Origin of the sequence: Brevibacterium sanguinis, assembly GCF_003315415.1 — a bacterium.
GTDB lineage: Bacteria > Actinomycetota > Actinomycetes > Actinomycetales > Brevibacteriaceae > Brevibacterium > Brevibacterium celere_A.
In genome coordinates, this window is sequence record NZ_QNSB01000007.1 from 25,612 (window position 1) to 38,913 (window position 13,302).

Consider the following 13,302-nt stretch of genomic DNA (forward strand, 5'->3'; position numbering starts at 1 on the left):
CATGCGCTGTCCGTTCTGCCGCGAGTCCGATTCGCGAGTCGTCGATTCGCGGACCAGCGAAGACGGCGCCGCGATCCGCCGCCGGCGCCAGTGCCGCCACTGCGGCCGGCGGTTCACGACGATGGAGGCGACGAGCCTGTCCGTGATCAAGCGCTCCGGGGTGACCGAGGAGTTCTCCCGGCAGAAGATCATGTCGGGGGTGCGCAAGGCCTGCCAGGGCCGGCCGGTCAACGACGACGACCTCGCGAAGCTCGCCCAGAAGGTCGAGGAGGACATCCGATCCAAGGGCATCGCCGAGATCGACGCCGACGAGGTGGGACTGAGCATCCTCGAGCCCCTGCGCGAGCTCGACCAGGTCGCCTACCTGCGGTTCGCGAGCGTCTATCAGGGCTTCGATTCGCTCGAGGACTTCGAGGCCGCGATCGACTCGCTGCGCGCCGACGCGGCGCTGAAGTCGGGTCAGGCCCGGGAGGTCTCGCCGGAGGATTTCGATTCCTGAGAAATTGTCCCGAACGCCGCCGGCGAAATGGTGCTGACGGCCCTTTCCTGTGTAATATGACTAGTGCGTGCTCAGGCACGCGGCCGCTTGCGGTTCGGAGGGGAAGCCGGATCGTCAAGCGGCCTTTCAACGTCCGGGGACAGTCCGTCCCGACACCGCCGTCGCAGCGCCCCAGGGCTCCTCACCCGGGACCTCACCGCCGCCCGCAGAGGGCCGCCCCGCCAGGGATGTGCGCCGCGACCACAGTCCCGCTCGAGACGGTGACCGCGGAGCGCGCACACGCCCGGCCGGGCTCAGCCCATCAGCTCGGTCAGCTCCGACTCGGTCGCGGCGAGGAGAGCGAGCCGCTCGGTGGTGCGGGTCAGGGCGACGTAGAGCGCACCCACACCGTCGTCGGCGCCGCGCGGGGCGATGAGACCGGGTTCGACGACGATCACCGAATCGAACTCGAGACCCTTCGCCTCCGTGGGCGTGATGACGGCGATCCGGTGGTCGAGACCCGAGGCCGCGCGTCCGATGTCGAACCCGGAGAGCGCCTCGGCGACGGCAGGGATGAGATCGGGCGGGGCGATGACGGCGATCTTGCCACCCCCGACCGCGTCGACCTCGGCCTCGGCCCGCTGCGGGAGGGCCGTGATGATGTCAGCGGTCGAGGCGAAGGACTCGAGGCGGGGGTCGGGCCCACCCTGGCGCACGGACTCGACGAGCTCGAGGTGCGGGAAATGACGGTGGAGGTAGCGGTTCGCGAGGTCCATCACCGACTGCGGAGTGCGATAGGACACGGTGAGAACGAGGAGCGAGTACCTGTCGCCGACGAACTCGCCGAGGATCGACTCCCACGTGCGCTCATTGTCGCCGCGGCTGGCCTGGGCGAGGTCGCCGACGACGGTCGCCGACTTCGAGGGCACGCGCCGGAACAGCACCCGCCACTGCATGGGGCTGAGCTCCTGGGCCTCGTCGACGACGAGGTGCCCATAGGTCCACTCGCGGTCCTCGATCGCGCGTTCCGTCAGCGTCATGGCCGGCCCGGACTCCTCCCACCGCTTCGCCAGGGTCTCGGCGTCGATGAGAGCGCCGGTGTCGGTCATGTCGACGACCGCCTCGGCGTACTCCCGGGCCGATTCGTCACGGGCCGCGGTCGGCTGCGGCGACGTGCCGAGGAGCTCGGCGAGCTCGTCGAGCAGCGGGACGTCCTCGACGGTGAACGGCGCCTGGGCGTCCCGCAGGAGAAGCTCCTGTTCGGCGTCGGTGAGGAGCCGGCGCGCCGCCGCCCGCAGCTTGTGCGGCTTGGACAGCAGGGCGCGCAGCGCATCGCCCGGACTGATCGGGAACCAGGCGAGGTTGAGGGCGCGGCGGACATCGATGCTCGAGCGCAGCTCCTCCATGAGCTCGGGCAGCCGCTCACCGGCGCCGTCGAGGCCCATCTCCCGGGCCAGCTCCTCGGCGAGGATCTTGAGCAGTCCCGTGACGAATCCGGTCCGGGCGGCATTGTGCCCGTCCCCGCTGCGCCGAGCCCGCTCCCGCGCCGACCGCACGTCGCGGCGGCGCAGCCACACGGTGTGCGAGCCCACGCGCAGCGGTTCGTCCTCGTCGGGGACGCGCTCGTAGTTGGCGACATGGTTGGCGATGACCTTCGCCATGACCGAGCGGCCCTTGACCTCCGCGACGTCGGCGCGATCACCGCGGTCCGTGTCGAGACCCGGGTAGAGCTGACCGGGGGTGAGCAGCAGCGCCCCGGTCTCGCCGAGGCTCGGCAGGACCTTCTCGATGTACTTGAGGAACACGGGGGAGGGGCCGACGAGGAGGACGCCGGACTTCGCGATCCGCTCCCGATGCCGGTAGAGGAGGTAGGCCGCACGGTGCAGGGCGACGGCAGTCTTCCCGGTTCCCGGACCGCCCTGGACGACGAGCACGCCCTGGAGCGGCTGGCGGATGATCGCATCCTGCTCCGCCTGGATCGTCGAGACGATGTCGCTCATCCGCCCCGTGCGGTGGGTGGTGAGCGCGGCGATGAGGGCGCCTTCGCCCTGGAGGTTCGACCGCTGCCCCTCGTCGAGGGCCTCAATGTCGAGCACGTCGTCCTCGATGTCGGTGACCCTGCGGTGGTTCGTCACCAGATGCCGCCGCCGGGTGACGCCTGCCGGGTTCGCCGCGGTCGACTGGTAGAACGGCTCGGAGGCCGGGGCGCGCCAGTCGATGAGGATCTGCTGGCGATCGGCGTCCGTGAGGCCGATGCGCCCGATGTAGCTCGGTTCGTCCTCGTCCTTGAGGTCGAGACGACCGAAGCAGAGACCGTCCTCGGCGCTGTTGAGCCGGATCAGCTGATCCTCGTAGAGCGTGGCGAACGCATCGCGCTCGCTCCGGTGCTGGTGATTTCCCCCCACTTCGGAGATCCGGACCGTGCCCAGTCGGGCCGTCGTCTCCTCGCGCAGTTCGTCGAGTCGTGCATAGAGTTCGTCGAGCTTCTTCTGCTCGACGCGCAGTTCTGAAGTTTCGGTCATCTCACCTTCTTAGATCGGCATTCAATTATGCCGAAATCCGACCGCCGGGAGTAGTCTCGGACGCGCATTTCGCCTGTTGTGTTTGGTCACACCTGCGCCACCGGCGGCCCGGACGCGGTCCGGGGCGGCTGGGCCGGCCCCGGCAGGCCCGGGATCGACGCGCCCCGTGGCGGCGGGTGCCGATGCATTCCCGCCGAGGTGGGCGGGCACCGGAACGACGCGGTGCCGCGGCCGCGGACGCCGGAACGACTCGCGCCGGATCCGCGATCGTGCGTCAGATCCCGAGGCGGGAGCCGAGTGCCCGCGCATCGAGGAACGACGCCAACGTGGCCGCCGTGCGCAGAACCTGGTCGACGTCGGCGATCGGCGACTGCGACGCCATGACGACGACATTGCCCCGGCGCCGGCCCTTGATGATCGCGGGCTCCGAGGCCGCCGCCACATGGGCGAACTCCTCCCGGAGGAGCCCGACGTCCGCCCGGAGCCGGGCGTGGTCACCGGGATCGGGAACGTTGGCGAGGTAGAGGCCCGTGCCCTTGAGCGCGCGGGCGCAGGAGGCGAAGAACTCCCTCGTGGTCAGTGCTTCGGGCACGATGTCGTGGTCGAAGGCGTCGCGGATGACGAGATCGAGGGAATCCTCCCTGAACGTCTCGATCTCGACGGCACCGTCACCGGCGCGCAGGGCCAGGGCGGGGGAGCGCGGCAGATCGAACCAGGAGCGGGAGTGCTCGAGGAGCACCGGGTCGATGTCGACGGCCGTCTGCCGAGAGCCCGGTCGGGTCGCATGGACGTACCGGGCCAGCGCGCAGCCGGCGGCACCGATGTGCACCGCCCGGAGCGGGCCGGCCGCGAACTGGGCGTCGATGATCCGCGACATCCAGTCGAGGTACTCGAAGTCGAGGCGCAGAGGATCGCTGAGCGTGATCGACGACGACGGGACCCCGTTGACATGGAGGACGTAGCTGTCGGCCTCCCCGTCGACCTTCTCGAGGCGGGCCATGCCGGTCGAGATCTCGACGACTTGAGTGCTGGGAGGTGTGAATATCCGTCGTTTCGCCACCCCTCACTTCTATGCCACTTGTCGCGGCGGGGCAATTCCGACCACCGCGGCAGGCGGGAGAGCGGTGCGGCCACCGGTGCCGACTCCCTCGCCGAGGCGACCGCGGAGACTGTGGACGAGCGGGCGGACTCGTGCCCGTCGGGCCTGTGGATCGCCGAGGCGTTTCCACACCTCGTTCCCCGCCCCTGGCGCCGGGGCGTGGCGAGGCGCTGGATGGGAGCATGCACACCACAGCGAGAACCGCAGAAGACATCGTCGGCATGGTCCCCCACACCCTCGGCTACATCCCGCACCGCAGCCTCGTCGCGATCATCATCACGACGGACGAGCGAGGGGTGGCGCGGTGCGAGACCACGCTGCGCATCGATTTCGACCTCGACACCGCCGCCCACATCGTCAGGGAATCGGGCCGGTGGGTCACCGACCTCATCGTGGACGCCTGTCGGCCGTCCGGCGTGTTCTTCGTCCTCTACGACGAGGACTACCCCGGTGCCGACGAGGGCGCCCTCGTCCACCGCGGTCTCGTCCGCGCGGCGATGGACGAGATCGCCATGGCCCTCGAAGCCGAGAGCGTCGACACGCTCAGCGCCTGGTGGGTGGGCGGGAACAGGTTCGGGAGGATCGACCGTCCCGACGACGAGGGCGCCCCGCTCGAGACCGCGGCATCCTCGGCGTGCGCGACCGAGCTCATCGCCGGGGGATCGGCTCCCGCACGGGCGCCGGAGGACCTCGTCGTGCGGCCGGCAGCCGTCGACGAGGCCGAGCGGTTCCGCCCCGGGTTCGACGAATGGCTCGACATCGGCGTGAGCTTCGACGTCCTGACCGCGGCCTACCCCCGGATCACCGAGCTGCGCCGCAGCGACGACGACCTCGACCGCGGGGCCCTCACCGAGATCATGCATCCGCTCCTCGTCATGGCGATCGACGCCATGCTGCGGCAGAAATGGTCCCGGGATGCGCTCGAGATGATCTTCAGCTTCAACCACCCCGACTTCCGCCCCGCCGACCTCATCGACTGCCCCGCCGGCGAACTGGCCTGCCGCGCGCTCGAGTACGGGTCGTCGGCGCGGGCGGCGATGGAGACGGTGGGCCTGTCCCACCGCCGGCCGCGGCCCCGCGACATCCGCCTGACCATCGAGTTCTTCAAGCACTACCTGCCCTGGGGCCACCCCGAGGTGCGGGCCTCGGCCTATGCCGTGATCGCATGGTTCGAGTGGGCCGGGGGCGGGTCGACGATGGCCGAGCAGTACGCGCGGGCCGCGCTCGACCTCGACGCCGACCACGTCATGGCCGGGCTGGTGCTGCGCGCGGTGGACTCCGGCTACCTGCCGAAGTGGCTGGACGAGGCCCGGTCCCGACGCGGCCGGACCGATTCGCCCCGCAGGGAATAACGTGCGAAAATTGAGCGTTGACCCTGTCATTGCATCATGGGAGAACTGTGCGTTCTTCCTCGGGCCTGGATCGCAGACCCCTTGACATGGGTCTTCGTAATGTCCTGGCACCATTGAGAAGTGTCAACGCTCGCGAAAGGTGAACACGTGCCGAGAGTCGATAGGGAATCCACGACGGTGACCGACAAGACGGAGGGGACCGCGCAGTCCTCCACCGGTGGATCCAAGACCGCTGCCGCGTCGACCGGAGCGAAGAGGGCGACGAAGACCTCGGCATCCGCCGCCGAGACCGGAACCACGGCCAAGAAGACCACTGCGAGGAAGACCACCGCCACGAAGAGCACGACTGCGACCAAGACCGCCGCGAAGAAGACGACCGCGACGAAGACCGCCGCCAAGAAGACGACCGCGACGAAGACCTCCGCGAAGAAGTCGGCCGCCAAGACCGACGAGGACGTGACGGACAAGAAGGTCGACGACGTCGTCGTCGAACCCGGCGAGGACATCGAGCCGACCCCGGACGCGCTGGCCACCGAGGTGGTTCCCGGCGAGGAGACCGAGACCAAGAACTCCGAGGAGCAGGAGAAGAACGCCGCCGTCACCGAGGCGGGCGGCTTCATCGTCTCCGACGCCGATGAGGACGACGCTCCCGCTCAGCAGGTCGTCTCCGCGGGCGCGACGGCCGACCCCGTCAAGGACTACCTCAAGCAGATCGGCAAGGTCGCGCTCCTCAACGCCGCCGAGGAGGTCGACCTCGCGAAGCGGATCGAGGCCGGCATGTACGCCGAGCATCTGCTCGCCGAGGGCGAGGTCACCGATCCGCGCCTGAAGATGGACTACAAGTGGATCGTCCACGACGGCCGCATCGCGAAGAACCACCTCCTCGAGGCGAACCTCCGCCTCGTCGTGTCCCTCGCCAAGCGCTACACGGGCCGCGGGATGCTCTTCCTCGACCTCATCCAGGAGGGCAACCTCGGCCTCATCCGCGCCGTCGAGAAGTTCGACTACACGAAGGGCTTCAAGTTCTCGACCTACGCGACGTGGTGGATCCGGCAGGCGATCACCCGCGCGATGGCCGACCAGGCGCGGACGATCCGCATCCCCGTCCACATGGTCGAGGTCATCAACAAGCTCGCCCGCGTCCAGCGGCAGATGCTGCAGGACCTCGGCCGGGAGCCGAGCCCGGAGGAGCTCGCCAAGGAGCTCGACATGACTCCCGAGCGCGTCGTCGAGGTGCAGAAGTACGGCCGCGAGCCGATCTCCCTGCACACACCCCTCGGCGAGGACGGCGACTCCGAGTTCGGCGACCTCATCGAGGACTCCGAAGCGGTCGTCCCCTCGGACTCCGTGAGCTTCACCCTGCTCCAGGAGCAGCTGCACTCCGTCCTCGACACCCTCTCGGAGCGGGAGGCCGGCGTCGTGTCGATGCGCTTCGGCCTCAACGACGGCCAGCCCAAGACCCTCGACGAGATCGGCAAGGTCTACGGAGTGACCCGCGAGCGGATCCGCCAGATCGAGTCGAAGACGATGGCCAAGCTGCGCCACCCGTCCCGCTCACAGGTGCTGCGCGACTACCTCGACTGAGCGAACCAGGCGACGATGCCGTCGAAGAGGGCGGCGGCGTAGTCGCGCTGCCCCTCGGCGGACTCCATCAGCTCCGCCTCCTCGGGGTTGCGCATCTCACCGCACTCGACGATGACCGCCGGCACCGAGGCGTTGTTGAGGCCGGCCAGATCGCTGCGACGGCTGATCGCCTCATCGCCGTAGGCCCGGTTCGGGGTGAAGGACTCGCCCATGGAGTCGGCGATCGCCTCGGCGAGGCGGGACGAGGGTTCTTCGAGCTCCTCGCTCACGGCCGGATCGGCGACGATGACGTGGAACCCGCGGGTCGTCGTCGACTCGCTGCCGTTGGCGTGGATGCTCACCAGGAGGTCGGCGTCATCGGCGAACGTGCCCCGCTCGTCGACGCACGGACCGACCCCGTCGTTGTCCTCGCGGCTGACGATCACCTCGGCGCCGGCGGCGCGCAGCTCCTCGGCGAGGACCTCGGAGACCTTCCACGTGAACTCGGCCTCCGGGAATCCGGAATCGGTGGCCGTGCCGGTGGTGTTGCAGGCCTTCGTCCCGCCCCTGCCGTCGGGAACCGGACTGGCGATGTCCCGGGGGTGGGAGGCATTGCCGCCGTTGTGCCCCGGGTCGATGGCGACGGTGCGCCCCGAGAGGTCGGCGCCCTCGGCTGTGGGGGAGGACTTCGGCGCCGCCGCGGGGGCGCTGGGCGTCGGTGCGGAGGCGCTCGGCGTCGGCTCGGACTGCTCCCGGCCCGGCCGCTCGCAGCCGCCGAGGGCGGCCAATGCGAGAATGGAGCACAGCAGCACCGCGAGCGGACGTCGGAGTTCGGACATGGACCCATTGTCCCACTGCCCCGGTCCCACGGAGTCGGTCCCGCCGAGGCGGTCCGTCGGGCTCCGGTCCCGGCGAGGGTGGTCCGCCGGGCTCCGGTCCCGCCGAGGCGGCCCAGCGCGGCCCAGATCCTGCCGGAGCGGTCCGCAGAGGCCCGAGTTCGGCCGACACGGCCTGCCAGGAGTCGGTCGTGTCCGTGTCGCCGACTATCATTCAACCGAACGAGAGGATTCGCGTGGAAGAGGAAAGCTACGGTGCCAGGCACCTGTCCGTGCTGTCGGGTCTCGAGGCGGTGCGCAAGCGCCCCGGCATGTACATCGGGACCACCGACTCCCGGGGTCTCATGCACTGCCTGTGGGAGATCATCGACAACTCCGTCGACGAGGCGCTGGCCGGTCACGGCAGCTCGATCCTCGTCGAGCTCGAGGCCGACGGCTCCGTCGCGGTCACCGACAACGGTCGCGGGATCCCCGTCGACATCGAGCCGAAGACGGGGCTGACCGGCGTCGAGGTCGTCATGACCAAGCTCCACGCCGGTGGCAAGTTCGGCGGCTCCTCGTACGCGGCCTCCGGCGGACTCCACGGTGTCGGCGCCTCCGTGGTCAACGCCCTCTCCGCCCGCCTCGACGTCGAGGTCACCCGCGGCTCGAAGGTCCACAAGATGTCGTTCCGCCGCGGCGTCCCCGGCCGCTTCGACGACTCCTCGGGCACGAAGAGCCCCGACAACCCCTTCGAGGAGTTCCAGGAGGCGACCGGCCTCGACATCGTCGGCAAGGCCAAGCGCGGGGTCACGGGCACCCGGACCCAGTACTGGGCCGATCCGCAGATCTTCCTCTCCAACGCCCAGTTCGACTATCCCCACCTCGTCGAACGGGCCCGGCAGACCGCGTTCCTCGTCCCCGGGCTCGAGATCCGCATCGAGGACCGGCGCGGAGTCGCGCGCGACGAGACGGGGGAGGTCATCGCCGAACGCGTCGAGGTCTTCCGGTTCGACGGCGGGATCACCGAGTTCGTCGACCACCTCGCCATCGACCCGCCGATCACCGACACCTGGCGCCTGCAGGACACCGGTCACTTCAAGGAGACCGTCCCCGTCCTCGACTCCGCGGGACACCTCGTGTCGAAGGAGGTCGAGCGGGAGGTCGGCGTCGACATCGCCCTGCGCTGGGGCACCGGCTACGACACGAAGATCAAGAGCTTCGTCAACGTCATCGCCACCCCGCACGGCGGCACCCACCTGTCAGGCTTCGAACAGGCCACCCTCAAGGCGATGCGCAAGGCCGCCGAGGCGAACGCCCGCAAGCTCAAGCTCGGCAAGGACAAGCTCGAGAAGGACGATGTCCTCGCGGGACTCACCGCCGTCGTCACCGTCCAGCTCTCGGAACCCCAGTTCGAGGGGCAGACGAAGGAGGTGCTCGGCACCGCCGCGGTGAGGCAGATCGTGGCGAAGTCCGTCGAGAAGCAGCTCGGAGCCGTCCTCGCCTCGTCGAAGCGCGCCGAGAAGCAGCAGGCCGCGGTCCTGCTGGAGAAGGTCGTCTCCGAGATGAAGTCGCGCATCTCCGCGCGCACCCACAAGGAGAACCAGCGGCGCAAGACGGCGCTCGAAGCCTCGTCGCTGCCCGCGAAGCTCTACGACTGCCGCGACAACGGGGTGGAGAACACCGAGCTGTTCATCGTCGAGGGCGACTCGGCGATGGGCACCGCGAAGGCCGCGCGCAACTCCGACCACCAGGCGCTGTTCCCGATCCGCGGGAAGATCCTCAACGTCCAGAAGGCATCGCTGTCGGACATGCTCGCCAATGCCGAGTGCGCCGCCCTCATCCAGGTCATCGGCGCCGGCTCGGGACGCAGCTTCGATCTCGACGCCGCCCGCTACGGGCGGGTCATCATCATGACCGACGCCGACGTCGACGGGGCGCACATCCGAACCCTCCTGCTCACCCTGTTCTTCCGCTATATGAAGCCGCTCGTCGAGGAGGGGCGCGTCTTCGCTGCCGTGCCGCCCCTGCACCGGGTGGAGGTCGTGACGAAGCGCGGCACCCCCAACGACATCGTCTACACCTACACCGAGGCGGAGCTGCAGGCGCTTCTGAGGAAGCTCGAGAAGTCGAAGAAGACGTACAAGGAGCCGATCCAGCGCTACAAGGGCCTGGGGGAGATGGACGCCGACCAGCTCGCCGAGACGACGATGGACCCGACGATGCGCACCCTGCGCCGGGTGACCATGGCCGACGCCGAGGCGGCGGAGAGCACCTTCGAGCTCCTCATGGGCACGTCGGTGGGACCGCGCAAGGAATTCATCGTCTCGGGAGCCGCCGTGCTCGACGCGGAGCGCATCGACAGCTGAGGGCCGACCGCGGCGTCGGGCCGCGATGCCGCGAACCCGTCGCGTCGACCGGCCGTCAGGCGACGGCCGGGAACGGCACGATGACGAGCAGCGTGGGCACGAGGAGCATCGCGACCGCGCTGAGGATCGACGTCACCCGCACCGGGATCCTCGCCGGATGCGGGGGCTGCGTGAGTCGCTCGATCCGCAGCCGCGAGAGATCGTCGCGGTGGTCGGGGCTGATCCGGGCCGCCGCGGCCACGGCCCGGGCGAGGACCTCGGGATCGACGCGATCACGCGCCAGATCGTCGGCCATGAGCTCGATGAGCCGATTGACGGAGTTGAGTCCGATCGCGGTCGCGGAGAAGAACGGCAGCGCCCGATGCCACGCGGCGAACGGGATCACCAGCAGATCGTGGCGGAAGTCGAGGTGAGCGCGCTCATGCGCGATGACGGCCGCACGCTCCTCCTCGGGCAGCACTTCGAGCAGACCCGTGGAGAGCACCGCCGTGCCCTTCTTCGGACCCTGCGGCAGGCAGTAGGCCACGGCCTCATCGGTCGTGATGATGCGCGTGTTCGGGTGGGTCGACGAGGGCTCGCTGAGCAGATGGAGGATCTCGGCGTGGCGCAGCCTGGTCCGCCGGGCGGAGAAGAAGGTCACGGCGAGGCAGCCGAGCAGACGCCCGATGAGCAGGAGGGCGACGATGAGGAGGATCCAGGCGCCGATTCCGAGATCGGCATGGGACTGCCCGCGGACGAGATCCCAGATCCCGGCGGGGAGGTTGCGTGAGTCCGAATCGACGGCGAAGGCCAGCGCGGTGCCGATGAGGGACAGACCGCCGGAGAGCCCGACGGCCTGCCACAGCACGACTTCGGAGACCGGGTCGCCGCGGAAGCGGGACAGGGCGGCCGGGATCGGCCAGGCGAGGAGGAAGGCGAGGACCGCGAGGAGTGATCCGACGAGGATCATGAGCGGGTCCGGATCAGGAGCTGGTCGAGTGGTTGCGCCCCAGGAGAGTGCGCAGGGTCTTCGTGTCGGCCTCGGAGACCGTGCCGAGGAACCTGGCGAGCACGGCCTGACGATCGGGAGCCTGCGAGAGGACCTCGCTCATCAGCTCGGCGACATGGTCCTCACGCGTGGACACGGCGAGGTACCGGTGGGGACGGATGCTGCGATCGCGGGTGACGAAGCCCTTCTTCTCCAGCCGGGTGAGCACGGTGTGCACGGTCGTGAGCGCGAGGTCCCGGTCGGCCAGCACATCACGCAGCTCCGCCGCGCTCAGGCCGTCGTCATGCACCCAGATGGCGTCCATCACGCTGCGTTCGAGTTCGCCCAGTGTTCCCACGGTGTCCTTGTCTTTCAGGAGATCTTGTCCAGTGACTCCAGTCTAGCTCTACAAGCTGTCGAATTCCATGAGAGAAGCGCCGGTGCCGGCGGCGATCGCGCTCGGCGATGGACGCGACCGTCTTGGATCCCGGGACGACCCTCGAGTTGTTTCTACTGGGCGTAGAATTCTACGTGTTGTAGAAACACGCCCTCTTCGCGAACGGAGCTCACATGGATCCGGTCCTCATCGGACGGTGGCAGTTCGGCATCACCACGGTCTATCACTTCTGGATGGTTCCCCTCACCCTCGGCCTCGGGATGCTCGTCGCGATCCTGCAGACGATGTACCATCGCACCGGCAACGAGGTGTATCTGCGCAGCACCAAGTTCTTCGGCAAGCTGTTCCTCATCAACTTCATCATGGGAGTCGCGACGGGACTCGTCCAGGAGTTCCAGTTCGGCATGGCCTGGAGCGAGTACTCGAGGTTCGTCGGCGACGTGTTCGGCGCCCCGCTCGCGCTCGAGGCGCTGCTCGCGTTCTTCCTCGAATCGACGTTCCTCGGGCTCTGGATCTTCGGCTGGGGGCGACTGCCCAGGGGCGTCCACCTCGCCAGCCTGTGGTGCGCGGTCATCGGCTCCTGGATCTCCGCCTACTTCATCATCGTCGCCAACTCGTGGATGCAGCACCCCGTCGGCGTCGAGATGGTCGAGGGACGGCCGGTGATGACGGACGTGTGGGCGGTGCTGACGAACAACACGGCGATCGCCGCCTACACCCACACCCTGTTCGGAGCCCTCGCCGTGGGAGGCAGCTTCCTCCTTGGCGTCTCCTGGTACCACCTCTACCACCGGCGCAAGGACGGAATCGACACGATCGGCCCCGATGGGAAGGTCGTCGTCGGGTCCGCCGCCGACCTGCCCGGCCGGGACGAGATCGACCACCGGGTGTGGATCCGCAGCCTGCGGATAGGCGGTCTCGTCGGGATCCTCGCCTTCGCCGGAGTCGCGATCACCGGCGACGTCCAGGCCAAGCTGATGTTCGAGCAGCAGCCCATGAAGATGGCCTCCGCCGAGGGCGCCTGCCATGACGGGACCGGATTCTCCGTGCTGACGATCGGCGACCCCTCGTCGAACGACTGCGAGGGAGTGGAGAACGTCTTCGAGATCCCGGGACTGCTCTCCTTCCTCGCCAAGGGCGACTTCACCACCCCCGTCGACGGCGTCAACACCCTGCTCCCGGAGTACCAGGAGCGCTACGGCACCCACCTGCCCGAGGACCCCCGCTACGGGGAGCACTCGGGAGCCGAGATCGACTACCAGCCCATCATGATCGTCACCTACTGGGGATTCAGGTTCATGATCGGATTCGGAGTCGTCGCCGCCGGGGTCTGCGCGCTCGGGCTGTGGCTGACCCGCCGGGGCACGGTGCCCGACTCGACATGGCTGATGCGCGGGGCGCTGCTGTCGATCACGGCGCCATTCATCGCGAACTCCGCCGGCTGGGTGTTCACGGAGATGGGCCGGCAGCCGTTCGTCGTCGCCCCCAACCCCGCCCAGCTCGACGGCGTGTACATGTTCACCCAGGCCGCGCTCTCGCCCGAGGTCTCACCCGCGATGCTGCTGTTCTCACTGATCAGCCTGACGACCGTCTACGGGGTTCTCATGCTCGTCGAGCTCAGGCTGCTCGCGGTCTACATCAGGGGAGGGGTCGCCTCGGCGATGCCCGAACTCGCCCAGGTCAACCGCAGACCGACGATCACCGGCGGCGACGACGTCCTGTCGTTCGCCTACTGAGGAC

The 13,302-nt window shown here is 68.9% G+C and carries 10 protein-coding genes; 5 read left to right on the forward strand and 5 right to left on the reverse strand.

The features are described 5' to 3' along the window. Window position 1 precedes the first annotated feature (1 nt). Entirely contained in the window at window positions 2-499 is a 498-nt protein-coding gene (gene nrdR, locus DFO65_RS11120) for a transcriptional regulator NrdR (RefSeq protein WP_113904511.1), read from the forward strand. A 293-nt stretch (window positions 500-792) separates the two neighbouring features. Here nrdR and DFO65_RS11125 read toward each other — a convergent pair whose 3' ends face one another. Both DFO65_RS11125 and DFO65_RS11130 read right to left on the reverse strand, forming a co-directional pair. Then, window positions 793-3,000: a HelD family protein gene (locus DFO65_RS11125; RefSeq protein WP_113904512.1), complete on the reverse strand. Its 2,208-nt coding sequence runs from the start codon at window positions 2,998-3,000 to the stop codon at window positions 793-795. A 274-nt stretch (window positions 3,001-3,274) separates the two neighbouring features. Beyond that, window positions 3,275-4,060: a spermidine synthase gene (locus DFO65_RS11130; protein WP_113904513.1), complete on the reverse strand. Its 786-nt coding sequence runs from the start codon at window positions 4,058-4,060 to the stop codon at window positions 3,275-3,277. A 221-nt stretch (window positions 4,061-4,281) separates the two neighbouring features. Between DFO65_RS11130 and DFO65_RS11135 the strand changes: the two genes are divergently transcribed. Both DFO65_RS11135 and DFO65_RS11140 read left to right on the forward strand, forming a co-directional pair. Beyond that, window positions 4,282-5,451 carry a DUF4192 family protein gene (locus DFO65_RS11135; RefSeq protein WP_181778705.1) on the forward strand — a complete coding sequence of 390 codons (1,170 nt, stop codon included), beginning with the start codon at window positions 4,282-4,284 and terminating at the stop codon, window positions 5,449-5,451. Window positions 5,452-5,598: 147 nt separating this feature from the next. Then, window positions 5,599-7,035 carry an RNA polymerase sigma factor gene (locus DFO65_RS11140; protein ID WP_113904515.1) on the forward strand — a complete coding sequence of 479 codons (1,437 nt, stop codon included), beginning with the start codon at window positions 5,599-5,601 and terminating at the stop codon, window positions 7,033-7,035. Here the strand turns inward: DFO65_RS11140 and DFO65_RS11145 are convergent. Further along, window positions 7,023-7,853 (reverse strand): N-acetylmuramoyl-L-alanine amidase, encoded by an 831-nt coding sequence (locus DFO65_RS11145; RefSeq protein WP_113904516.1) that lies wholly within the window; start codon window positions 7,851-7,853, stop codon window positions 7,023-7,025. The genes DFO65_RS11140 and DFO65_RS11145 overlap by 13 nt on opposite strands. Window positions 7,854-8,086: 233 nt before the next feature. Here DFO65_RS11145 and DFO65_RS11150 point away from each other — a divergent pair, with 233 nt between their 5' ends. Further along, complete coding sequence (locus DFO65_RS11150) at window positions 8,087-10,198, forward strand: DNA gyrase/topoisomerase IV subunit B (RefSeq protein WP_113904517.1); 2,112 nt, start codon at window positions 8,087-8,089, stop codon at window positions 10,196-10,198. A gap of 55 nt (window positions 10,199-10,253) precedes the next feature. Here the strand turns inward: DFO65_RS11150 and DFO65_RS11155 are convergent, their stop codons facing one another. Both DFO65_RS11155 and DFO65_RS11160 read right to left on the reverse strand, forming a co-directional pair. Then, window positions 10,254-11,147: a M56 family metallopeptidase gene (locus DFO65_RS11155; RefSeq protein WP_113904518.1), complete on the reverse strand. Its 894-nt coding sequence runs from the start codon at window positions 11,145-11,147 to the stop codon at window positions 10,254-10,256. A 13-nt stretch (window positions 11,148-11,160) separates the two neighbouring features. Beyond that, window positions 11,161-11,523 carry a BlaI/MecI/CopY family transcriptional regulator gene (locus tag DFO65_RS11160; protein WP_113904519.1) on the reverse strand — a complete coding sequence of 121 codons (363 nt, stop codon included), beginning with the start codon at window positions 11,521-11,523 and terminating at the stop codon, window positions 11,161-11,163. 212 nt (window positions 11,524-11,735) lie between these two features. On the opposite strand from DFO65_RS11160, the gene DFO65_RS11165 reads away from it, so the two are divergent. Beyond that, window positions 11,736-13,298, forward strand: a complete 1,563-nt coding sequence (locus tag DFO65_RS11165) for a cytochrome ubiquinol oxidase subunit I (protein WP_113904520.1) — start codon at window positions 11,736-11,738, stop codon at window positions 13,296-13,298. The last annotated feature ends 4 nt before the right edge of the window (window positions 13,299-13,302 follow it).